At 56.9% G+C, this 22,549-nt stretch carries 25 protein-coding genes, 2 tRNA genes and 1 riboswitch; of the genes, 13 read left to right on the top strand and 14 right to left on the bottom strand.

All coding sequences use genetic code 11. The features are described from left to right. Nucleotides 1-170 precede the first annotated feature (170 nt). Nucleotides 171-2,396: a putative bifunctional diguanylate cyclase/phosphodiesterase gene (locus tag Q668_RS07440; RefSeq protein ID WP_022988976.1), complete on the top strand. Its 2,226-nt coding sequence runs from the start codon at nt 171-173 to the stop codon at nt 2,394-2,396. A gap of 340 nt (nt 2,397-2,736) precedes the next feature. On the opposite strand, the gene Q668_RS07430 is transcribed toward Q668_RS07440, so the two are convergent. The 6 genes from Q668_RS07430 to Q668_RS07400 form a co-directional block, all read right to left on the bottom strand. Next, a complete protein-coding gene (locus Q668_RS07430; RefSeq protein WP_022988974.1) occupies nt 2,737-3,801 on the bottom strand; it encodes an ADP-ribosylglycohydrolase family protein in 1,065 nt (354 codons plus the stop codon). Between the two features lie 56 nt (nt 3,802-3,857). Further along, on the bottom strand, nt 3,858-4,388 hold the full coding sequence (locus Q668_RS07425) for a GNAT family N-acetyltransferase (protein ID WP_022988973.1): 531 nt from the start codon (nt 4,386-4,388) through the stop codon (nt 3,858-3,860). After that, on the bottom strand, nt 4,360-4,659 hold the full coding sequence (locus tag Q668_RS07420; RefSeq protein ID WP_022988972.1) for a DUF1778 domain-containing protein: 300 nt from the start codon (nt 4,657-4,659) through the stop codon (nt 4,360-4,362). Before Q668_RS07420 ends, Q668_RS07425 begins: the two co-directional genes overlap by 29 nt. A gap of 295 nt (nt 4,660-4,954) precedes the next feature. Beyond that, nucleotides 4,955-5,287 (bottom strand): YnfA family protein, encoded by a 333-nt coding sequence (locus Q668_RS07415; RefSeq protein WP_036219421.1) that lies wholly within the window; start codon nt 5,285-5,287, stop codon nt 4,955-4,957. Nucleotides 5,288-5,376: 89 nt separating this feature from the next. Further along, the gene (locus Q668_RS07410) at nt 5,377-5,727 is read right to left on the bottom strand and encodes a DUF3147 family protein (RefSeq protein ID WP_022988970.1); all 351 of its coding nucleotides are present in this window, start codon (nt 5,725-5,727) and stop codon (nt 5,377-5,379) included. Between the two features lie 595 nt (nt 5,728-6,322). Then, a complete protein-coding gene (locus Q668_RS07400) occupies nt 6,323-7,072 on the bottom strand; it encodes a CLCA_X family protein (RefSeq protein ID WP_036219420.1) in 750 nt (249 codons plus the stop codon). Nucleotides 7,073-7,279: 207 nt separating this feature from the next. Between Q668_RS07400 and Q668_RS17200 the strand changes: the two genes are divergently transcribed. Further along, the gene (locus Q668_RS17200; protein ID WP_022988967.1) at nt 7,280-7,429 is read left to right on the top strand and encodes a hypothetical protein; all 150 of its coding nucleotides are present in this window, start codon (nt 7,280-7,282) and stop codon (nt 7,427-7,429) included. Nucleotides 7,430-7,465: 36 nt separating this feature from the next. On the opposite strand, the gene Q668_RS07395 is transcribed toward Q668_RS17200, so the two are convergent. From Q668_RS07395 to Q668_RS07385, 3 genes are all read right to left on the bottom strand, one after another. Continuing rightward, nucleotides 7,466-7,539 (bottom strand) — tRNA-Cys (locus tag Q668_RS07395). A 54-nt stretch (nt 7,540-7,593) separates the two neighbouring features. Continuing rightward, nucleotides 7,594-7,669, bottom strand: a tRNA-Gly gene (locus Q668_RS07390). A 123-nt stretch (nt 7,670-7,792) separates the two neighbouring features. Next, on the bottom strand, nt 7,793-8,497 hold the full coding sequence (locus tag Q668_RS07385) for a murein L,D-transpeptidase catalytic domain family protein (RefSeq protein ID WP_094625143.1): 705 nt from the start codon (nt 8,495-8,497) through the stop codon (nt 7,793-7,795). Between the two features lie 198 nt (nt 8,498-8,695). Beyond that, nucleotides 8,696-8,787, top strand: a riboswitch (TPP riboswitch). A 48-nt stretch (nt 8,788-8,835) separates the two neighbouring features. On the opposite strand from Q668_RS07385, the gene thiB reads away from it, so the two are divergent. The 7 genes from thiB to Q668_RS07350 all read left to right on the top strand — a co-directional run bounded on the left by thiB (nt 8,836) and on the right by Q668_RS07350 (nt 15,684). Beyond that, entirely contained in the window at nt 8,836-9,837 is a 1,002-nt protein-coding gene (thiB, locus tag Q668_RS07380; RefSeq protein ID WP_022988965.1) for a thiamine ABC transporter substrate binding subunit, read from the top strand. Nucleotides 9,838-9,842: 5 nt separating this feature from the next. Then, nucleotides 9,843-11,525: a thiamine/thiamine pyrophosphate ABC transporter permease gene (gene thiP / locus Q668_RS07375; protein ID WP_022988964.1), complete on the top strand. Its 1,683-nt coding sequence runs from the start codon at nt 9,843-9,845 to the stop codon at nt 11,523-11,525. Beyond that, complete coding sequence (locus tag Q668_RS07370) at nt 11,518-12,132, top strand: ATP-binding cassette domain-containing protein (RefSeq protein ID WP_022988963.1); 615 nt, start codon at nt 11,518-11,520, stop codon at nt 12,130-12,132. The genes thiP and Q668_RS07370 overlap by 8 nt, the downstream gene beginning before the upstream one ends. Nucleotides 12,133-12,228: 96 nt before the next feature. Then, nucleotides 12,229-13,317 (top strand): MlaE family ABC transporter permease, encoded by a 1,089-nt coding sequence (locus Q668_RS07365; protein WP_036219425.1) that lies wholly within the window; start codon nt 12,229-12,231, stop codon nt 13,315-13,317. A gap of 3 nt (nt 13,318-13,320) precedes the next feature. Then, nucleotides 13,321-14,142, top strand: a complete 822-nt coding sequence (locus Q668_RS07360) for an ABC transporter ATP-binding protein (RefSeq protein ID WP_022988961.1) — start codon at nt 13,321-13,323, stop codon at nt 14,140-14,142. Beyond that, nucleotides 14,142-15,083 carry an MlaD family protein gene (locus Q668_RS07355; protein WP_022988960.1) on the top strand — a complete coding sequence of 314 codons (942 nt, stop codon included), beginning with the start codon at nt 14,142-14,144 and terminating at the stop codon, nt 15,081-15,083. Before Q668_RS07360 ends, Q668_RS07355 begins: the two co-directional genes overlap by 1 nt. Continuing rightward, nucleotides 15,076-15,684: an ABC-type transport auxiliary lipoprotein family protein gene (locus Q668_RS07350; protein ID WP_022988959.1), complete on the top strand. Its 609-nt coding sequence runs from the start codon at nt 15,076-15,078 to the stop codon at nt 15,682-15,684. The genes Q668_RS07355 and Q668_RS07350 overlap by 8 nt, the downstream gene beginning before the upstream one ends. 5 nt (nt 15,685-15,689) lie before the next feature. On the opposite strand, the gene pgsA is transcribed toward Q668_RS07350, so the two are convergent. The 4 genes from pgsA to Q668_RS07330 form a co-directional block, all read right to left on the bottom strand. After that, a complete protein-coding gene (gene pgsA / locus Q668_RS07345; RefSeq protein WP_022988958.1) occupies nt 15,690-16,238 on the bottom strand; it encodes a CDP-diacylglycerol--glycerol-3-phosphate 3-phosphatidyltransferase in 549 nt (182 codons plus the stop codon). 7 nt (nt 16,239-16,245) lie between these two features. After that, nucleotides 16,246-18,105, bottom strand: a complete 1,860-nt coding sequence (uvrC, locus tag Q668_RS07340) for an excinuclease ABC subunit UvrC (RefSeq protein ID WP_036219419.1) — start codon at nt 18,103-18,105, stop codon at nt 16,246-16,248. After that, complete coding sequence (uvrY, locus tag Q668_RS07335) at nt 18,089-18,748, bottom strand: UvrY/SirA/GacA family response regulator transcription factor (protein WP_022988956.1); 660 nt, start codon at nt 18,746-18,748, stop codon at nt 18,089-18,091. The genes uvrC and uvrY overlap by 17 nt, the downstream gene beginning before the upstream one ends. A 115-nt stretch (nt 18,749-18,863) precedes the next feature. After that, nucleotides 18,864-19,115 carry a hypothetical protein gene (locus Q668_RS07330; protein ID WP_022988955.1) on the bottom strand — a complete coding sequence of 84 codons (252 nt, stop codon included), beginning with the start codon at nt 19,113-19,115 and terminating at the stop codon, nt 18,864-18,866. Nucleotides 19,116-19,221: 106 nt separating this feature from the next. Here Q668_RS07330 and Q668_RS07325 point away from each other — a divergent pair, with 106 nt between their 5' ends. Both Q668_RS07325 and Q668_RS07320 read left to right on the top strand, forming a co-directional pair. Continuing rightward, nucleotides 19,222-19,926: an AzlC family ABC transporter permease gene (locus tag Q668_RS07325; protein ID WP_022988954.1), complete on the top strand. Its 705-nt coding sequence runs from the start codon at nt 19,222-19,224 to the stop codon at nt 19,924-19,926. Further along, nucleotides 19,919-20,254: a branched-chain amino acid transporter permease gene (locus tag Q668_RS07320; protein ID WP_022988953.1), complete on the top strand. Its 336-nt coding sequence runs from the start codon at nt 19,919-19,921 to the stop codon at nt 20,252-20,254. Before Q668_RS07325 ends, Q668_RS07320 begins: the two co-directional genes overlap by 8 nt. On the opposite strand, the gene Q668_RS07315 is transcribed toward Q668_RS07320, so the two are convergent. Then, entirely contained in the window at nt 20,255-20,659 is a 405-nt protein-coding gene (locus tag Q668_RS07315; protein WP_036219418.1) for a DUF1330 domain-containing protein, read from the bottom strand. 222 nt (nt 20,660-20,881) lie between these two features. On the opposite strand from Q668_RS07315, the gene Q668_RS07310 reads away from it, so the two are divergent. Continuing rightward, entirely contained in the window at nt 20,882-21,529 is a 648-nt protein-coding gene (locus Q668_RS07310; RefSeq protein WP_022988951.1) for a c-type cytochrome, read from the top strand. Between the two features lie 13 nt (nt 21,530-21,542). After that, nucleotides 21,543-22,549 (top strand): c-type cytochrome (locus Q668_RS07305; RefSeq protein ID WP_022988950.1); only part of this gene is annotated, 1,007 nt, incomplete at its 3' end.

Genomic DNA, 22,549 nt, shown 5'->3' with positions numbered 1-22,549 from the left:
GCCTCTCTATCCTGATTACAAATCGATATATCCCTTTTGCAAGTTTTCACAAGAACGACACACGACACCTATTGATGAAAACCATGATCGTCTACAGAATGTGAGTCACATCACACCCCGAGCTTGTGGTGGCGACACTGCCCTTTCTAGTTCCCAGAGTAACCCTCGGTATGCAGTCTCACGATTTTTCTCTGCTGGAAATGCAGCAAAACATCCATGAATTGATCGCTCAGCAGCACCCGCTTGAGGAAACACTTGCAGCGATCACAGACTGGGTCTCGCTGATGATGCCCGGCGCCCTGGTTTCTATTATGCGGTGTGACCCCGACACGCAAACCCTGAGCATGGTGCCGAGTAATCAGTTCTCTCCGGACTACGTGGATCAAATGCAGAACATCCCAATTGGGCCAGATCAGGGAACCTGTGGTTCGGCGGCTTATTTACGGGATCCCGTGGTTACGGATAATATCCAGAATGATCCGAAATGGGATGGGTACCACCATCTTGCAGAAGCTGAAGGGCTCCGCGCCTGCTGGTCCGTGCCCATTCTGACTGCCGACGGCGCGCTGTTGGGCACCTTTGCATCCTACTATCGCTCGGAGGTCTCCCCCACTAACGGTGCACAAAGGAACCTGAGCCGTGGTGCAGCACTGGCAGCGCTGACCATTCTCCGGCACCGGGATCTCACGGCTCGCAAAGCACAAGAAGCAGAACTGCACCAGTTGCAGCGAGGCATTGAAGCCAGTCCCCACGGGATTTTGATGGCGGATGCCCAACAACCAGATCATCCCGTGGTTTACGTGAACCCAGCGTTCTGTGAGATCACCGGTTACCCCCGAGAAGAGGTTTTAGGCCAGAACTCCCGTTTTCTTCAAGGCTCAGACACGGATCCGAAGGCCATCAAGGCTGTTCGTCTCGGCCTGGAGCAGAAGACGGATGTTGATGTCACCCTGCTCAACTATCGGAAAGATGGAACTCCATTCTGGAACCACCTGATCATCCGGCCTGTCCTGGATACGACTGGAGAATGCACACATTTTATAGGCATCCAGCAGGACATCTCGCAGCAAAAAGAGCAGGAAGCCAAGATACGGTTCCAGGCCACCCACGACCTCTTGACCGGCCTGCCCAATCAGGCGGCTTTTACCGAAACCCTTGAAGAACTTCTCGGGCATACATCCGGGACAGACATGCTCGCTATGTTCTATCTGGACCTGGATGGATTCAAACCAATCAATGAGGGGCTGGGACACCGGATCGGCAACCGGATTTTGCAGGCTGTAGCCCAACGCCTTAAGGCCGTGATGCCCGAACGGGCCACGATTGCCCGATTGGTTGGGGACGAATTTGGTATTGTTCTTCCTGACTGCCCTGGCCGCAACGCTATCATTCAACTGGCAGAGAAGGTTTTGCAATCCCTTGGTGAACCTATTGAAGTGGATCAGCAAATGATTCACATCAGTGCCAGTATCGGCATTGCAAGCAACAGTGATAAGGCCGTACAGCCCCACCAACTGCTGCAGTTTGCCGACCTGGCACTGGACCGGGCCAAGCGACAGGGCCGCAATACCTGGCAATGGTATGGCGCGGATAAAGCCGAACACTCCCGACACAGTGTCACACTGCGCCATGAACTGCACACAGCTCTGAAGGAAAACCAGTTCGAGCTGTATTACCAACCTTTGGTCGATGCTGTGACCGGGCGCATGCGAAGTGTGGAAGCCTTGGTGCGCTGGCGCCATCCAGTCCGGGGCATGGTGTCGCCTGCCGAATTTATCCCGCTGGCAGAGCAGACCGGGCAGATTGTACCGCTAGGGCTCTGGGTTCTTCGGCAAGCCTGTCAGGAAATGGCCGAGTTCAATGGGCGGCGGGAGCGCAGCCTGCGTGTGGCCGTCAACATTTCATCGTTGCAGTTTATTCGCGATGGATTTCTGGACGACGTCTTCCGGATTCTGGAAGAGACCGGCCTTTCGCCCCAGTTACTGGAACTGGAAGTCACTGAAAGTGTATTGATCGACGGTGTCGAGCACGTCATCAAGTTGATGGAAGCTCTTAAAGACCGGGGCATCCGCGTGGCTTTGGATGACTTCGGAACCGGGTTTTCCAGCCTGAGCTATTTGCGGGACCTGCCGACACACAAAGTGAAACTGGATCGAAGCTTCGTACAGAATACGGCTACAGACCGACGCATTGCTGCGATTGTTCAAGGGGTGATCACTATGGCTCACCACATGGATATGATGGTTGTGGCTGAAGGCATCGAAACGCGGGAGCAGCAAGAAGACCTGGCCCGACGGCACTGTGACATTCTGCAGGGTTGCCTGTTTGCCCGACCAATGCCCCTTGCCGAATTATGCTTACTACCTGAAATTTTGCCGGCCAACTCCAACGAATGAGGATACCTAGGTCCCTCACCCACCGCCTTGTAATAGCAAGTGTTCTAGCCATTGTGCTGGTCACCCTTGTGCTCATCCCGATTACCTGGTCGAACACCACAACCCGGTTTGAGAGCTCGCGCCTCACGGCTAAGACACTGCTTGAAGCCGAATACGATGCCTTGCTTCAAGGCATGAATGAAAGCCTCAACCATGCCCTTGCGATTGCAGAGTTCCCCAGTGTCCGGCAGCACCTCGATCGGATACGGCAGACACAGAACCCTTATCAGGATGTTTGGTCTGACCAGAACGAAGACCAGATACGGGGCATGCTCAGTACCCTGCTGACTCACTTTGGCCGCTACACCCGTCTGGTGGTCATTGATACGGACGGGCACCAACGGCTGTCTACCGAAATAACCTCCCGAAGCTCCAACGGCTCCAGCCACCGCTGCGGAATCACACCGGTGCCGTGCATGGCGCCAAGAATGTTTCCGGTAATGGCTCCGGTAGAATCTGAATCCCCATCGTGATTCACCGCCAGCACAATGCCCTGCTCGAAACTTTCAGCCACCAGGGCGCAATAAACAGAAATCGCCAGTGCTTCCTCTGCGACCCAGCCTTCGCCGAGTTCCTGAATAGCGATATGGTGCTGGTTGCCAGACTGGCTCAGTTCAACCGCCTTATCCAGGGCCGCCAATGTCTCTTCGTGACCGCGCTCTGCAACCAGTAATGTCTTGGCGGCACCCAGAGCATCCAGAAGAGTTTTGTCGTTCAATAACTCAAAGATCAAAACGGCCAGTACGCCACCGGTCAGATAACCGCTGGGATGGCCGTGGGTGAGGCCGGCGCACATACACCCATCTTCAAATACCCTTTCCAAGCCGGAGTTACCGTTGAAGGTGCGCCAGTAAAGCCCTACCGGAGCAACCCGCATTACCCCGCCACACCCCTTACTGTCATTGCCGGCGGTCTCTGGAACACCCGGGTAATCCCGCAGCGCACTCAAGCACGTCATGCCCGGTGCTCGCTGGCTGTGCAACTCTGGCTGCTGAAACAACCAGCCGTCTTTCTCTGCGGTTACCGCACGACACTCGTAGCCCTGTGTTGCAAGCCAACGCAGATAGGCATTGGCAACTGTGTGGTCGAACCCGGCAATGCCTTTACTGACTCCCCGCATTCGCCCCCGCAACAGGCCTTCTGCGGTGAACAGGGTCATTTGGGTGTCATCGGTTATCTTGCCTTTGCCACCGTAGGCCGGGGCGTAGTCGGTTATGCCGGCAGGGCCGAAGCGGCTCAGGATTTCAGCGCGGGACATGAACTCCACGGCGGCACCGAGGGCATCGCCTATGGCTCCGCCGAGGAGGCAGGCGGTGTATCGCTCCTGGATATCGTTTTCCGGCCGAGACTCATGTGGTTGATCCATTATCATTTCCCTATGCTAGTTTTTAGAAAGATCCGTAGTAACTCGGCGGAACCCGACTACCGTCCACTTGCCTCTGAGAGTTCGACTGCTTCCAGACATTGTTCAAAAGGCAGCCAAAGAGCTAAAGCGTCACCCTCGACGCCATCAATAGCAACAAACCCAAACCTTTCGTAGAATCTTTTTGAGTCGTCGTCTTTGGCATCTACCGCACAGCCGATACCGCCAACTGAAATCGACGCATCAACAACCCGCCTCAGGCACTCGATCAGCAGGTACGCTCCTAATCCATACCCTTTCAGAGAGTTATCAACCGCAAGCCGTGCCAGCCGGTAAACCGGCGGATCCGACGGAAACCGCTTTTGTAGGGGATGTCCCTGGGGGAAGACAATGGTGCTGGGAAGAAGAGTGTAATAACCGAGGATCTCCGTCGGGTCGACCTCATCTTCAACCAGTACATAAGTCCGTGTCGCCATCTTCTGGCTGCTTTGCCGGGCAATTTTCTTCAAGAACTCGTTGAGCGCAGGCTTACCGCAGTCAAATTTTCGCCGATTGTGTTTTTTACTGATTTCTTCGGTTCTTAAAGTCACCAGCCAACTTCCTGTGGTTGAGTGCAGCTTCCCGAAGCTTTGGATTAATCGGCTCAGGGTTATCCAGCAACTCCAGCATACGGTCAGCACTCTGCCGGGAAACCTGGATTTGTAGCGCCTGACGCTCGGCCTCTTGTGCTTCTTTCTTTGCAGCGTAGATCAGGAACTGACTCAAGCTGCGGCCCGTTAACTCTGCTGCATGAGCAATAAGTCTCTGCGTTTCTTCATCGACACGGGCCACCAGGCGAGTGTCTTTACCTTGTGTGTTCATAATATTCTTCACCGATGGCGGGATAAGCTCGACTGAAACCTGAGAAAACCCTCTTCCTTGATAGAAAGTGATTCATGGGCTCAATCTATGTATGCCATGCTGGCACACATAATGACCCCAATCAACTTAGTGTGCCAATTTGGCACATGTGATTTATAAGACTCCCAGCTGCACAAGGTCGCAAAGCGGTCATTCGGATAGGACGATTAGCACTGGTATAGTGGCGCCCACGTACCGCAGCGAAATGGGCATCAGGGCGCAGGACCGGACGCCCGGAACGAACTACAACAGTTGGTTATGTGGCGCGAGGCGCAAACATGATGATCGCCATTCCCACCAACGCAACAGCTAAACCAACTAAATCCCAAACTGTTGGTCGAACCCCATCGACCGCCCAAAGCCACACAATTGCCATAAAAATATACACACCACCATACGCAGCATAGACCCTGCCAGCAGCGGTGGGGTGCAGTGAAAGCAACCACGCAAAGGCTGCGAGACTCAACGCACCTGGCACCAGGAGCCAGATGGTTTTACCCTCTCGAAGCCAGAGATAAGGCAAATAACAACCCACGATCTCTGCCAAAGCGGTGACGATAAAAAGACCAACCGTTTTCAATTCAGGCAATGAAATTGACCTCTTGGCAGTTACCTGACTTTGCGGCGTGCCAGCGCCAGCGTAGATGCGTCCAACAACAGCCCCTTGTTCTACGATATTTAAAGCCCCACGCCATAGTACCGAAGGACAACCACCATTACCCAGTAGCAGATTGCTGTAATGCCGATTGAAGCTGTCAGGCTAAGGTAGAAATTGAGCCCCTGTGCCAACAGAACCGGTAACGCAATAAACAAAGAAAGTGATGGCAAAACCAGCCAAAACACACTACTTGCAAGTTCGCTAACCTTTTCTGCATCCCCGGTATCCAAATAAAGCCAAAGCATTGCCAAGACTGACGTCAGCGGCACCGACGCAAGCACAGCGCCTATGAACGAGCTGCGCTTCGACACTTCCGATATGAGGACAACCAGAATAGCGGTCACTGCGACTTTGACAATGTAATAAGTCAACTGGATCTACCTCCTGGCGGCAACCGTATCACGGCTTATTAGTTTGCATTCTTATTAAACCCCAACGCCATCTCCCCCGTCCAAATCTGATTCCAAGCCCTGATAACAATGATTTTTCATGGTTTTATCTGTAGTTCCGCAGCCGCCATTACGCTGCCGGCTCTGTGAAAAGTTTACACTCAAATTATCAGTGCACGCTTGTACCAGTTAAATCCAGAGAACGGGGAATGTCCGCTTTTGTTTAGGGTTTCGCGTGGGCTGTGGAACGGTCACCCGCTGGCTATACTCACCGTTATTAACCTGCCCTAGCACACGCCGGATGTGTTTCAGTCGCCGGACCAGGTAATAACCGGCAGCAATTGAGAACAGAGCTGCTGCCAATACTTCCAGAGCGGCAATCATCAGGCTTCTGCGCTTGACCTGCTCAATGCTCCGCAGCTGTTCCCTCAGGTCCAGGCCTATTTCCACCGTGCCGTAATTCAGTCCTGCCTTCCCTTTCTTCCGCCCGCCAGAACTTTGTTTACACTAATTTCACTTTATTTACACTTATGTTGATCATACTAAGATTTTTTACAGACAAGGATGGAGCCCCCTTTTATCCGGCCTTAGCCTGTTCCCGGTAAAGCGCAGCGCCCAGAGCGGCAAAGTAGCGCTGGTATGCGTCATTGATCCGCTGGCGATGATCGCCCTGCGGATACAGACCCGCCTTGGCTTCATCAGAGTGAACGGTTCCGTTTACCAGAAATCGGTTACGCGGCTGGCTGTCTTCAATGAAGGCTTCAAAGGCGCGAGCGCACAGCTCCTCCGGTTTGGCGTAATAAACCGTTTTCAAGTGCTGATCAGCCACCTGGGAGGCCCGGAACAAAGTGCTGGGTGCTGTGCCGTCCTCCGTCAGCATGATGGCCTGGAAGCAAGCGCCTAGCCGTTCATTCAGTGGATGCGGTTTACTGCTTACTCTGTTCAGCCAGGCACTTGAAGCGAAGCCGCACGGTCCGGCATTCCGGTAAGCTTTGCCTCCCATGTAGTGATCAAAGGCGTGAAACCATTCATGCGCCAGGCTACCCGCACCAGCGTTCTTGGCCAGCGCCAGTTGCCGGGTGGCGGGAATGTAGTGCGCGGCCACGCCCAGCCGGCCGCCGATGCCATACTGCAGGCCCAGCGTGCTCCTCAGGGAGATCAATGGCTCCGGTCCTCGCAGGATCGTCATCAAATCACACAGCGCCTGATCGAACCGGCCGGCTGCCCGGTCCCGCTCCTGGGGCGTCACCCAGCGTCCGACTTCAATGCTGCGAAAATCAAACCGTCGTCTCACCGTTACAAAGGATGCTGCAGATTCAGACGTCACTCCCAGCCTCCCATCTCCAGAAACATCAGGATGCTCAGGCTTGAGACGGATTCGTAGTTACCAAGCAGAATGCAGGACATGCTTTACACCTAGTACTGTTTGCATATACAGTATTTTGACGAGGCTACACGGGTGGGTCAACCACAGTCAGGCACAATGTCCTATACTCGGACCAATGCAGTTGCCAGGAAGGCAGGAGGAGTCTGTATGAAAAGCGTGGTACTGATGTTTGTTGGTGGACTGGTAGGCGGCTTCATCGGGCCGGTTTCAGCACTGGTCGGCGTGGCAGCAGGGTATGTAGTTGGCCGCATGCTAACGCAGTCAGACGTACCTGAGCGAAAGGCAGTCAGCCAATAAAGCTCGGATAAACCGATGATTTTCGTAAGGAAAAAATGGAGGCGCGGGTCGGAATCGAACCGGCGTACACGGAGTTGCAGTCCGCTGCATAACCACTCTGCCACCGCGCCGGGTAAGCCTGGAATCTGGCTTTTGCTCTCAGGGGGCGTGAGAGACTTGGAAAATGGAGCGGGAAACGAGATTCGAACTCGCGACCCCAACCTTGGCAAGGTTGTGCTCTACCAACTGAGCTATTCCCGCTCTTCGTTCAGAGGCGTTGCCTCCTCAACGGCTGCGTATTCTACGGATTACGCTTCGCGCGTCAACACCTTTTTTCAAGTTTCTGTTTTTATTGCTAATGTGCACAAAATTTAGCCAAACCGGTCAGGACCGGCTGGCGTCATCCGCGTTCGCCTGAAGGGAACCGGCAAGCTGGTTGCCGCTGTCGCAGTTCAGGTAGCTGGAAGCCTGCAGCCATTCTTCATCCGGGTAGTATTTGAAAACCAGCTGGCCGCCTTTCAGGTTGTCTACTACCTTTGCGATCACATCGCGGTCTACCGCCGGGCAGCCGTGGCTGCGGCCAATGCGACCGTATTTGTTCACCCAGCTCTTCTCTACGTAGTCTGCCCCGTGAATGACAATGGCGCGCTGGCGGGCCAGGTCATTGAAGCCCGGCTCCAGTCCGTCCAGCCGCAAGGAGTAGCCGTGGGCACCGCTGTAGGATTCCGCCGCCTTGAACAGTCCGATGCTGGACTGGTGGCTGCCCTCAATGTTGGAGAAAGCACTGGCTTCGCGGTCGCCGGAGTTTTTACCATGGGCAACCAGCTCCCTAAGAACCAGGCTGCCATCGGCCAGGTCAAACAGCCAGAGGCGTTCTTCGCTGGATGGCAGGGAAAAATCAATAACAGCAAGCCTCTCCGGCATCGCTGTTCCATTGCTGATGGCGCACTGGGTTGCCTTGAAAGCCGCCTCAAGAACCGATGGATTCAGTTTAGGGGCTGCACTGGAAAGGCGATCAAAAAGCTGGTTATTCAGGGACTGGGCCTGGGTGCTGGTGGCGAAAAGCACTGAAAAAAGAAGGCCGGACATTGCTGTACAAAATTTGAGCAGATTGCGATACTTGGGCATGCACCTTACCTCTATAGGTGAAGAATACGGTCTATCCGATTGAAATTTGCACTATTCTAACAGCAAATAATGAGAACCCCGACACCTTTGTACAGTTTTTAAACAGACCGTAATCAAAGTTACAAATTACAGGCTGCCACGCAGGCGTGTTAGAATCGCCAAGACTCAACGGGGTGCCCGACAGGGCTGAGACCATACCCGCGGAACCTGACCCGGCTAATACCGGCGTAGGGATTGAGCCGCCACTTTTCCAGTGGTTACCGCGGCATGCCCCCCTCCATAGCCAAGGTGTAATCACTATGCGTTTCCGCTTGCCTCTACTCTTCGCTGCCCTGCTCCCGGCTTCGGCTACTGCCGAACCTGCGCAGGTTTTGAACGTTTATACTCACCCGTCGTTTGCGGCGGAATGGGGCCCCGGGCCCGCGGTCAAGCAGGCATTTGAAGAGCAATGTGATTGCACGCTGAACTATACAGTGCTGGAAAGCGGCGGCGATATACTTCAGCGACTGCGCCTGGAGGGCAGTTCAACCACTGCCGATGTGGTGTTGGGGCTGGATACCGCCACCATGGAAGCCGCCCGGCAAACCGGATTACTGGCTCCGCACACGCTGACGCAGAACAACCTGGCGCTGCCTGTCGACTGGCAGGACGACACCTTCGTGCCCTACGACTGGGGCTACTTCGCCTTTGTATACGACACCGAGGTGCTGCCGGAACCTCCTGCAAGCCTGGAAGAGCTGATCAATGCACCGGATGACCTGAAAATCATCATCCAGGACCCCCGCACCAGCACCCCCGGCCTCGGCCTGCTGCTCTGGATGCACGCGGTTTATGGCGATGACGCCCACGCTAAATGGCAGCAACTCAGTGGCAAGGTACTGGCGACGACCCAGAGCTGGAGTGACGGGTATTTTTCACTGTTCATGAACGGCGAAGCCCCGATGATTCTTTCCTACAGTACCTCTCCGGCCTATCACATGGCGGTCGATAACACAGACCGTTACCAGGCAGCCCGTTTTGAAGAAGGCCATTACCTGCAGGTCGAGGTTGCCGCACTGGTGAATAGCTCGAAGAATCAGGCCCTCGGCCGGGAATTCATGGAGTTCATGTTGTCGCCGGCCTTCCAGCGCCATATTCCGTTGAAGAATGTGATGTATCCGGCTATCGACCTTGGTGACGAGTTGCCGGAGGTATTTGACCGGCTGATCCGCCCGTCCAAAGCTCTCTATCTGGAACCGGCAGAGGTCGCCCGTGAGCGCCGCTCACTGGTGAATGCCTGGCTGGACGCCATGACCCGCTGAACCCAATGGCCGCCAACCAACCACAACCCCTGCGCCCTGCTCCATTCAGCGCCCCTGCGTGGCAACTGGCTCCGGGCCTGATCATTGCGCTGGCCTTGATCGGGCTGGTGCTGCTGGGGCTGGGGGCACTGCTTCACACAGCTGGCACGCTGGAATTCGAAGAGCTGTGGCAAAGCCGCTATTTAAGAGGTGTTGTCTGGTTTACGGTTTGGCAGGCTGTGTTATCGGTCATTCTAAGCCTGCTCATTGCGCTGCCGGTGGCCATGACACTGGCCCGGCTCAGCCATTTTCCCGGCCGTAGCCTGCTGCTACGGTTAATGGAGCTGAGTCTGGTGCTTCCCACCATAGTGGCGGTTTCAGGCATCATCGGGGTGTACGGTCGCCAGGGCTGGCTGACCGGTCTTCTGAACGATTGGCTGCCTGATCACGGCTGGAGCCTTTACGGCCTGAATGGGATCTTACTGGCCCATGTGTTTTTTAATGCACCGCTGGCCGCACGAATTCTTCTGCAAGCACTGGAATCAGTTCCGGCACCGAGGTTGCGGGTTGCTTCCCAGCTCGGGTTGAGTGGCTGGTGGCTCTGGCGTACCGTTCGATGGCCCGCATTACGGCCGGTCGTGCCCGGGGTGTCAGCATTGGTATTTACCCTGTGCTTTACCAGCTTCGCCATCATCATGACCCTGGGTGGCGGGCCTCGCGCCACAACCCTTGAAGTGGCTATTTACCAGGCGTTGCGGTTCGAATTCGATTTTGGCCAGGCTGCCATCCTGGCCACTATTCAGCTGGTTATTTGCGGCAGCCTGTGGTGGCTGGTGTTCCGGAACCGGCTGGAGTCCTCACTGCTTCCGGATCGGCGGTTTGCTGAACCTGTCTCTTTAAAAGACAGCCCCGGGCAGGGTCTGGGGCGCGTGTTGCTGCTGGGCATCTTTTCCGCTTTCCTGACGCTTCCCCTGCTGGCCATCGCGTTACGCGGTTTGCCGGCACTCTGGCCGGCCTCACCCATGCCATCTATCTACGGACAACTGCTCCCCGCTACAGGGCGAAGTTTGTTGATTGCTGTTCCTGCCGGGCTGGGGGCGGTTGTCGCCAGCCTGTTCACACTGGCGGCCGCCAACAAACCCGGAAACCGGATACTGGCAGCCATTCCGGTTACCACGGGCTACCTGCCGCTGATTGTACCGCCCCTGGTGCTAGGTACCGGCCTGTTCCTGTTATTGCGGCCCCAGCTCGGGAATAGCGCCCAAGGCTGGGTACTGGTGTCTTTGATTAACGGATTGATGGCCATTCCATTTGTGCTGCAGGTTCTGCGTGGGCCACTGAATGCCATCGACAAGAACACCCTGAACCAGGCGGACCAGCTGGGCATCCTGGGCTGGTATCGCTGGCGCTGGCTGTACTGGCCACGGCTGCGCCGGCCAATCGCCCTGGGGCTGGCCTATGGCATTGCCCTGTCGCTGGGAGATTTCGGGGTAATTGCCCTGTTCGGTAGCCCCGGGCAGCCCACTTTGCCGGTTCTGCTTTACCAGCAACTGGGCAGTTACCGAATCAGCGAAGCGGCTGGCACCGGGCTGTGGTTGCTTGTATTACTGGTGACCCTCTTCGCCCTGCTGTCCCGGGTTGCCCGGCCGGCCCCGGGCACAAACACAGAGCCTGCCCCCGCCGCCGCTCCGGAGCCTCATCATGCTTGAGCTAAGAAACCTGTGTTTCCAGTACCCGGATCAGTCGGAGGAGTGGCGCTTCCACTTCTCGGTCGCCGCCGGGCATTGCCTCGCAGTACGCGGTGCCAGTGGAACCGGTAAATCCACCTTGCTGAACCTGGTTGCCGGTTTTCTCGCACCCAAAAGCGGAGAAATTCTCTGGAACAACCAAGCTATCCATAACCTGCCTGCCTGGGAGCGACCGGTAACAAGCGTGTTCCAGGAGCACAACCTGTTCGAGCACCTGGATGTCTTCACCAATATCGGTCTCGGCCTGCACCCGGGCATGAAGCTGTCCCCCGAACAGCAATCGGCCATTGAGCAGGGTCTTGAACAAACCGGGCTCGGCGGTTTTGGTGCGCGCCTGCCCGGCGAACTATCCGGTGGCCAGCGGCAACGAGTTGCCCTGCTGCGCGCCATTCTGCGGCGCAAACCGGTACTGCTGCTGGACGAGCCCATGACCGGGCTGGACCCAGACGCCAGGGCCATCATCCGGGACTTGTTACTGCAGGAAAAGGCCAGCGGCATTACCCTGATCCTGGCCAGCCATGATGAAGAAGACCGAAAGATACTGGCAGACAGCAACTGGAATCTTTAAGCTTGCTAAGACTTCTGGCAGGGATTTTTTCATTCTGTGGCGATAACTTCAGGCCTTACTACAGCCAAAGCCGGCGAGCCTGCCGGCTCCCTTGAGTTGTCCGGCAATACGGTGACCTTTGCCGGAGACTGGACCCTTGCCCATTACCCGGCCCTGAACCGGCAGGTATCGCAATTCAAGGCAGAGAACGCTTCACTGAAGCCGGAATTTACCCGCCTTGGCCGGCTGGATACCGCGGGCGCGTCCCTGATGGTGAAAATGCTGGGTGCGGAACCGGTGCTTACCGCCCTGGAGCAGCCGTCCCTGCCCGAAGCCCAGCAAGCACTCCTTAAAGCCGTAGCGGAATCCATGTGTGAATCCGCACCCGCGCCAGCCACGGTTAATCCACTGCTGAACATGCTGGCAATCACCGGAGAGAAGGTCACCCGGCTAACCCGCCTGTTATGGCTGCTGTCCGGTTTTATTGGCCAGACCTTGTCCACCCTGTTCTACATACTCCCACGGCCAAAACGCTGGCGCTTTACGCCGTTCGTGGCCGCTGTGCACGACACCGGCCTGAATGCCCTTCCAATTGTTGCCCTGCTCACGTTTCTTGTGGGGGCTGTGGTCGCATTTCTGGGGGCTACGGTGCTGGAGGACTTTGGCGCGACCATTTATACCGTAGACCTGGTCGCCTTCTCTTTCCTGCGGGAATTCGGCGTTTTGTTAGCCGCGATTTTGCTGGCCGGCCGGACCGCCAGTGCCTTCACAGCCCAGATCGGGGCCATGAAGGTCAACGAAGAACTGGATGCCATCCGTACCCTCGGCCTCAACCCCGTGGAGCTGCTTGTAGTCCCCAGGGTACTGGCCATGATGGTGAGCCTGCCGGTGCTGACCTTTGTCGGCATGATGGCGGGCATGGTTGGTGGTGCCGTGGTGTGTGCACTGGCACTGGATATTCCGCCCAGCCAGTTTATGGCCATCGTGGAGCGGGATATTGCCCTGAAACATTTCCTGGTGGGTATCGGTAAAGCACCCGTGTTTGCCTTCCTGATTGCCGTGATCGGCTGCCTGGAAGGTTTCAAGGTGTCGGGCAGCGCACAGTCCGTGGGTGAGCACACCACCTCCAGCGTGGTGCAATCTATCTTTATGGTCATACTGCTCGATTCCGTAGCCGCGCTATTCTTTATGGAAATGGGTTGGTAAGGCATGGCCATGGGCACGCGGGATAACCACACGCGCCAAAAGCCGATCATTCAGGTTCGGGGCCTGAACAATCGTTTTGGCAGTCATTCTGTGCATGAAGACCTGGACCTCGACCTCTACCCGGGTGAAATCCTCGGCGTGGTTGGCGGATCCGGCACGGGTAAATCCGTGCTGCTTCGCAGCATTGTCGGGTTGAACACACCTACGGCGGGCCACATCACGGTATTCGGGCAGGATCTAACAGAGCTGTCAGCACCGGAACGTTCGCTGTATGAACAGCGGTTTGGTGTGCTGTTTCAGGGCGGAGCTCTGTTTACCTCCCTGAACCTGGAACAGAATATTGCCCTGCCCCTGATCGAGCACGCGGGGCTGAAGCGGGCCGAAGCGGAAGAGCTGGCCCGCATGAAGCTGGCCCTGACCGGCTTGCAGCCCGAGGCGGCGCGCAAATACCCGGCGGAGTTATCCGGCGGCATGGTGAAACGTGCAGCGCTGGCCCGGGCGCTGGCCCTGGACCCTGAGATATTGTTTCTGGACGAGCCCACAGCGGGGCTGGACCCGATCGGCGCTGCCGCGTTTGACGAACTGATTGTCACCCTGCGCAATGCCCTGGGGTTAACGGTATTCCTGGTCACCCACGACCTGGATACCCTGTACACCACCTGCGACCGGGTGGCAGTGTTGTCCCAGCGCAAGGTGCTGGTGGCAGATACCCTGGATAACGTATCCCGCACAGATGACAGCTGGATACAGGACTACTTCCACGGCCCCCGCGGGCGGGCCGCGATTGATGCACACAACAGGCTGACCGAACAGGAGCCCGGTTAATGGAGCCAAAAGCCCATCACGTCATTATCGGATTATTTACGCTGCTGGCTGTTACCGCCGCCTTGCTGTTCGCCCTGTGGTTAGGCAAGTCCTCGGCAGACCAGGAGTGGAGTTATTACCAGATCGGTTTCGACCACCCGGTAGGCGGCCTGTCCAAGGGTAATGCGGTGCTATACAGCGGCGTGCCGGTGGGTGACGTGCTGGAGCTGACCCTGGCACCCGACAACCCGGCCCATGTTCGTGTGCTGGTTCGGGTTCGCAGTGACATTCCCGTGCGTGAAAACACCCGTGCCGAACTGGTGCTGGCCAATATCACCGGCAGTATGAGCGTGCAGTTTACCGGCGGCAGCCCGGACAGTCCGGTGCTTGAAGGCGGCCGTGAGAATCCACCGCTGATCAGTGCCGAGCCCTCTGCATTTTCCAACCTGCTCAATAACGGCGAAGCGATGTTGTCGAAGGCCGAGCGCCTGCTTACCAGCATGAACCAGCTGTTGAATGAGGAAAACCTGGGCAACGTAGCCACCATTCTGGACAACACCCGACTGGCAACCGAATCGCTGCTGGCAAGCCGGGATGACATGATGGCACTGATGGAGCAGTTCGATGCAGCAGCGATTCGGGCAGAAGAAGCGGCCGTAAAGGTATCCGCCACCTCTGACCATGCGCGCGTGGTGTTAGGCGAGCAGATTACGCCGGTACTGGAGTCTATGGATAAGGCCATCTCAACCCTGCAGCCCACCCTGGACCGGCTGAACCGTGTGACCGGTAATAACGAAGGTGCACTGGACTCCGGGCTTCAGGGCCTGGGCGAGCTCACACCGGCCTTACGGGAGCTGCGCAGCACCCTCCGCAACCTGAACTCGTTTACCCGCAGGCTTGAGCAAGACCCGAGAGGCACCATCTGGGGCGGCGGCCGAATCCAGGAGTACAGCAATGACTAAGCCACGCAGAGGCATTTTCGCACTGGCCGGGGCCCTTGGCCTGTCTGCCTGCACCGTGTTCCCGATTCCTGAAGCACCGCGCCTGATGGAACTGGCACCCCCCGCTGAACGGGAAGTGTTCGATACTCCCCGGCCTGCTGCGCTCCGGGTGGACACTCCGCTGGCATCCGATCCGCTGGACAGTACCCGGGTTCTGGTAAAACCCACACCCTACGAGTTCCAGGCACTGCCCGGCGCCCGCTGGCGCGACAGTATTCCCGTGGTTTTGAGGGATTACCTGATTCAGGAATTTCGCCAGAGCGGCGGCTTCACCAGCGTGATGACTGACACCAGTCCGGCTACGGCAGGGTTAACACTGGTCACCGAACTGACCGGCTTTCACGCCGAGACCCACGCAGACGGCACCACGGTGGTCATACACCTGCACACCGAACTGATGGAAAACCTCTCCCGGAAAAGCCTGTGCGTATTGGATCAGCGCGAGGAGGCACTGGCTGCCAGCGCAAAACTGGACGACCTGATGTCTGCCTTCTCTCGCGCAGCATCCGCGCTTTCGACAGACATAACCCGATGGAGCCGGGATTGCCTGGCAGACGCCTGAGCCTGTTATTTTGAAGGGAACAAATCCGGCCAGGCCGCTTTCAGGTACAGGAACATAGACCAGAGTGTGAGCCCGGCTGCGATGTAAAGCAGGCCGATCGCAACGTACGACAGCATTTGACCGGGAGGAAACGCCAGCAAACCGACAATGGCCGCCATCTGGGCGGTGGTCTTGACCTTGCCGATGTACGACACCGCGACACTGGCGCGACTACCCACCTCTGCCATCCATTCCCGCAAGGCGGAAATCACAATTTCCCGGCCGATAATAACCGTGGCCGGAATTGTCAGCAGCACTGCCGAGTATTCTTCAATCAGCACCGCCAGGGCCACGGCCACCATCAGTTTGTCCGCCACCGGGTCCAGGAACGCACCGAAAGGCGTACTCTGGTTCAGTTTGCGGGCCAGGTAGCCGTCCAGCCAGTCGGTCACACCGGCCAGGGCAAAGATGATGGCGCTGACCAGGTAACTCCACTGCACCGGCAGGTAGAAAATCACCACAAACACCGGGATCATCACGATGCGGGACATGGTCAGCAGATTCGGTAAATTCATGGTATTCCTATTCGTCGTGCAATGCTGCGTATATGGATTCTGCCAGTGACTTGCTGATGCCCTGAACCTTGGCCATCTCGTCCACACTGGCTTTACGTAATTCCTGTATACCGCCGAAGTAGCGGATCAGCTCCCGGCGGCGCTTCGGCCCCACCCCTTCGATGCCTTCCAGGGTAGATTGCCGGCGTTTCTTGTCCCTGCGCGCCCGGTGGCCGGTAATAGCAAACCGGTGGGATTCGTCCCGGATATGCTGGATCAGGTGCAGCGCCGGAGAATCGGCCGGTACCCGGAATACCGCGTCTGTCATGGCGTCGATCAGCTGCTCCATGCCGGCGCGGCGGGTAACGCCCTTGGCCACGCCAATCAGTGGGATATCGGAAATCCCAAGCTCTTCAAAGACTTCCCGGGCAATGTTCAACTGGCCTTTACCACCGTCGATGAAAACGAGGTCTGGCCGCTTGCCGTCGCCACTCACCAGCCGGCGGTAGCGGCGGGTCAGCACCTGGCGCATGGCGGCGTAGTCGTCACCGGCCTTCACGCCCTCAATGTTATATAGCCGGTAATCGCTTTTCAGTGGCCCATTCTCGTCGAAAACCACACAGGATGCGACGGTATTTTCCCCATGGCTGTGGCTGATGTCGAAACATTCCATCCGGGACGGGGTTTCAGCCAGCTCCAGCAGGTCACGCAGCGCCAGCAAACGGCGATACACGGTTTCCTTGCTGGCGAGGTGGGTAAGCAATGTTTGCCGGGCGTTGGTCATGGCCAGTTCCAGCCAGCGCTTGCGTTCGCCCCGCACATTGCCCCGAATACGGGTTTCCCGGTTGGCGGCCTCGCTGAGGGCCTCGGCCAGCAGTTCCTGCCCTTCCACGGCCACCGGCACGAGGATGTCCCGAGGAATTTCCCGGCGGGTATCACCGCCAAAGTAGTACTGGCCCAGAAACGCCGAGAGCAGTTCCCCTTCTGACTGCTCGAGTGAAAACCTCGGGAAGTAGTCCTTGGTGCCCAGCACCCGGCCACCACGAACGATGATCACCACAATACACACCACGCCGGCATCCTGGGCAATGGCGATCACATCTGCATCGCCGCCCTCGCCTTCAATGGATTGCTGCTCCTGAACATGGCGAAGATGGTTGACCTGGTCCCGGTAGGTAGCCGCTTTCTCAAACTCCAGGTTCCTGGCCGCCTGCTCCATGGCATTCATCAGGTCGTGGATAATGGCCGGGTTCTTGCCTTCCAGGAACATGGTGGCGTGGCGGATATCCTGCTGGTACTCCTCCGGTGTTACGTAACCCACGCAAGGAGCCGTGCACCGGTTAATCTGATACTGCAGGCAAGGCCGGTTACGGTTCCTGAAATAGCTTTCACTACAAGACCTTATACGGAAAACCTTCTGCAGGATATTAAGGCTTTCCTTGACGGCACCGGAGCTTGGAAACGGCCCGAACCAGGTACCGCCACCCTTTTTGGTGCGGCCACGGCGGAAGGTCAGCGAGGGATAGTCGCTGTGAGACGACAGGTAGATATAGGGGTAGGATTTGTCATCCCGCAGCAGGATATTGTACGGCGGCCGCAGCGACTTGATCAGGTTCTGTTCCAGCAGCAAGGCTTCGGTTTCGCTGCCGGTAATCGTCACCTCGATGGACTCAATCTTGCCCACCAGCGCTTCGGTTTTCGGGGCCAGGCCGGTCTTGCGGAAATAACTGCTCACCCGCTTTTTCAGGTTGCGGGCTTTTCCCACGTACAGAATATTCCCGGCGCCATCGTACATACGATACACGCCGGGGCGTTCAGTAAGCTGTTTCAGGAAGTCTTTACTGTCGAACTCCCCGGATCCTTGCTGGGGGTCAGACCTTGTCGGCATCCAGCAATCCAAGCCGTACGGCCATCAGCGCCAGCTCTACATCACTGGAAATCTCCAGCTTCTCGAAAATCCGGTAGCGGTAGCTGTTCACGGTTTTGGGGCTGAGGAAGAGTTTATCGGAGATATCCTGAACCTTCTGGCAATCCACCACCATCATGGCAATCTGCATTTCCCGTTCAGACAAACGATCGAACTTTGCCAGTTCGCCATCGTCGTCCTTTTCACCCGCCAGCTGCTTCAGCGCCATCTTCTGGGCAATTTCCGGGCTGATGTAGCGCTGGCCGGAATGGGCCTTGCGAATGGCACGCACCATTTCCTGGATGTCCGCGCCCTTGGTGATGTACGCCTGGGCGCCACTTTGCATCACTCGGGAGGGGTAAGGATCATCCGCGCAGGCGGTTACCACAATCACTCGAATAGAGTCGTCCAGGCGCAGGATACGACGGGTGGCTTCCAGGCCACCGATTCCTGGCATGCGAATGTCCATCAGAACGATATCCGGTCGGTTCTCTCGCACAAACTCGATGGCCTCCTCTCCGGATGAAGCCTGGCCAATCACGTCGAGATCGGGATTGTCGGCTAACATGCGGCTTATGCCGGAGCGCACCAGCTCGTGGTCATCTACAACCAGTACCCTGATCAAAGCTCACCTCGCAGTCAGGTAGACGAAAAAACACGGTGATTGTACCGTTTACACCGGCCTTCGGGTAGGTAGTGCCCCTTACACCTTGGCATTAGTGGCCTGAAAAATCAGGAAATCACGCAGGAGCACCCAGCCCCGCTGTATTTTCCACCGGGTCAAACCACACGACCAGCTCTCCCCGTTTTACAGCAGCAAGTACCCGGCTTCGTTCCGCCAGCGGGTTCTCGGTGTCGTTCAGGCCGTGGTAACGGGTGCAATATTCTTCCGCCAGCCCTTCCAGCTGGTCCTGGGTAAGCAGGTCTGCGTCTACTACGAACTTTTCCTGGCGCGGATCTTCATCGGGCACATAAGCGGTATCGTCGGTCATAAATCCTCCAGTCCGGGGCGTATGGTACGGGGTTTTCGGTTTTTGCGCTCTTCAAAACCCTGTGCGCTTTGACTATCATCGCCGCTTTCGTAACGTTTGGATGCTAATGAACCAGAACGTCTTTCGCCTGACACTGCCGATTCTGTTCGGCTACATTCCACTGGGTATGGCCTTCGGGGTGCTGTTCACCACCCAGCTGGACTATGCCTGGTGGGTCGCGCCGCTCATGGGCCTGGTGATCTATGCCGGTTCCGGGCAGATCCTTGCTGTCAGCCTGCTGGCCGCCAACGCAGGGCTGCTTGAGGTGGCAGTTGCCATGTTTGTGTTGAACGCCCGGCACCTGTTTTACGGGTTGTCCCTGCTGGGTCGGTTCCGGGGTGCTGGCTGGCGTAAAGGCTATCTGATTTTCGGCCTGACAGACGAGACGTATTCCCTGCTTACCAGTCGTTCGCTGTCCTCAGACAAACACCACGAGCAGGAAGTGGACTTCCGCATTACCGCGTTCAACCAGACTTACTGGATTGCTGGTTGCGGTATTGGCGCACTGCTGGGAGAGATGGTGGCGTTCGACAGCACCGGCATTGAATTCGCGCTGGTCGCGCTGTTTATTGTTTTGACGATTGAACAGATCAAAGCACTGGGCGACAGCTTCCCGCTTTGGGCCGGAGCCTTTGCCGCCGGAATCTCAATGGTGCTGGTCGGGCCATCTCATCAGCTGATCCTCGCGATCGCAATTGTCACCGGCATTCTCCTGATCCAGTATCGCCAGCTCAAGAACCGTCTGCCGGCAGCGGAGGCCAGCCATGACTGACACTTATTACCTGGCCGCGTTCATTGCCATTTCAGCGGCGGCAACCTTTGCCACCCGGGTGGTTCCCTTCCTGTTTTTTGAACGCCACACAGAACACCCGTTGCTACAGCATATTGGCCGGTTTCTGCCGGCCGCGGTTATGGCCCTGCTAGCCATCGTATTCCTGCAGCGCTCCGCGAACTGGAGCGCAAGCCTGCCGGGGCTGGACGCCATACTGCCGGGATTGCTGGTGGTAGCTGTACACCTGTGGCGGCGTAATGCCCTGCTCTCTATTGCGGTGGGTACCGTTGCCTATATGGCGATCCAGCAATCCGGCTGGCTGGCCTGATCAGGGCGCGCCTTCAACATTGGCCACCAACCTGGAGTCTTCCAGCGCTGCGGTACGGTGCTTCACCACACCTTTATATTCAGGGCTTTCGATCATCGCCAGGAAGGCGTTGATGGAGGGGTAACGTACCAGCAATACCTGGTCCCAGGATTCATCGGGCGGCGCAATCAGCGAACCCACACTGCGGCCGGACCAGATTACCTCTGCGCCAACCGAGCGCACGCATTCTGCCGCTTCGTCCATATACCGCTTATAGGCATCCCGCCCCGAGCAGTTTTCTGTGTCGTCTTTGTAGGCCGCCTGGTCACGAAACCGAAGCAGATTCAGCATTACTACCGGCTGATCTTTTGGCGTCTCTTGCAAAACTTTCCTAAGCTCTTCCTGAGAAGGGTTGACGGTCGCCATAAGTCTCCCTGCTTTTCGTTATAAAGATGTTTGCTGACTTCCGGTTTGCATCTCAGACAGTAAACGAAATTCCCGACGCATGCATCCTCGTATTAGCCTTTCGGATAAGTCCGCTTGCATTGTTGACCTTCGTCAAGCGAGAATTGCACGCTTTGTGCAAGCTATATCGAAATAACTTTTAGTACTAAGTGCACATATATAAGAATAGAGAGGCTACCGACCGTGAGAAAAATTCCGATTACGCTGGCTGCATTCGGGCTGGCTGCCTATGCGGGCTTTGCGCTGGCTGCAACCGAAGGTGATGCTGAACGTGGCAAAGAAGTTGCCAACCTGTGTATTGCCTGCCACCAGGCCGACGGCAGCGGCATGCACATTGAAGGTGGAGAATCCTGGCCACGGCTGGCCGGTCTGAATGCCACCTACTTCGCCAAGCAGATTCACGACATCAAGAAAGGCACTCGGGTAAACGCGACCATGACCCCGTTCGTGAACATGCTGGACGACCAGAAAATTGCCGATGTTGCTGCCTATTACAGCCAACTGGAACCCACGGCTGGCCAGGGTGGTGCAAATGCCGATGAGGCTACGCTGAAGCGCGGTCAGCAGCTGGCCGAACGCGGCGACTGGTCCCAGTACATTGTTTCCTGCAAAAGCTGCCATGGCCCTGGCAACCGCGGTGCCGGTGATGTATTCCCGGGCATTGCCGGCCAGCATACCGGTTATATCGAAACCCAGCTGAAAGCCTGGAAAGAAGGCACCCGCAAGAACGATCCGCAGGATCTGATGGGTTCCATCGCCCGACGCATGAGCGATGAAGACATTCACGCGGTAGCCGTATGGCTTGCCAACCAGAGCGCCGGCAGCAAATAAGGGGACACCTATCATGATGCGCAAACTGCTTACTGTCGCCCTGTCTGGAGCCTTTGCGTTCTCGGCAAACCTGGCGGCCAATGAAGACACAAACCAGGCTTACATCGATCAGTTGACCTCTATGGGCTTTCCGGCCCCGAAGGAAAACCAGCTGGTGCACATTCCGCCTACCATGGCAGACCTGGAAGAAGCGGACATCCACCCGGAACTGAAAAAGGTCATCCGCAAGGGCTACGATCTGTTCACCAACACCCAGCAACTGCGTGGCGAGAACGTGTTCAACAACATGAACTGCTCCAGCTGCCACCTGGGTGAAGGCCGCATGCCGTTCAGCGCGCCAATCTGGCCAGCAGCCGTTACCCTGCCCGGTTACCGTGGCAAGAATGGCCATGTAAACAACCTGGAAGAACGTATTGCCGGTTGTTTTACTTACTCCATGAATGGCAAGCCGCTGGAATACGGCAGTGACAACATGCTGGCACTGTCTGCCTACCATCAATGGCTGGCCACCGGCGTGGAAATGTACCCGAAGCAGCCCATTTACGGCCGCGGCTTCCCGGCACCAGAGCGCCCGGCGGAACTCAGCTACGCTAACGGTGAAAAGCTGTACGAGGAAAACTGTGCCGTTTGCCACCAGGAAGATGGCTCTGGCCTGCGCGTAGATGGCCACACCGTATTCCCGGCACCCTGGGGCGATATGTCCAACAACTGGGGTGCAGGCATTGTGCGCCTGTTCACCGCAGCCGGCTTTATCAAGAACAACATGCCTCTGGGCCAGCCCAACTCCCTGAGTGACCAGGAAGCCTGGGACATCGCCTTCTACATGGACAGCCAGGAGCGCCCGCAAGACCCGCGCTACACCGGCGATGTAAAAGAAACCCTGGAGCAATTCGGGCCTACCTTCCACAAGCACTCCATGTACGGCCAGGTTCGCGAGCACGACGGCAAGGTGCTGGCTGACCACGACAATACCGGCGAAAAGCCTTTCCTGAAGCCTGATTGCGTATTCCGGCGAACGTG

Origin of the sequence: Marinobacter sp. ES-1 (assembly GCF_000475255.1) — a bacterium.
GTDB classification, from domain to species: Bacteria; Pseudomonadota; Gammaproteobacteria; order Pseudomonadales; family Oleiphilaceae; genus Marinobacter; species Marinobacter vinifirmus.
Note: the sequence above shows the minus strand (reverse complement) of the source record. Positions and strands in the feature narration are given on the sequence as shown.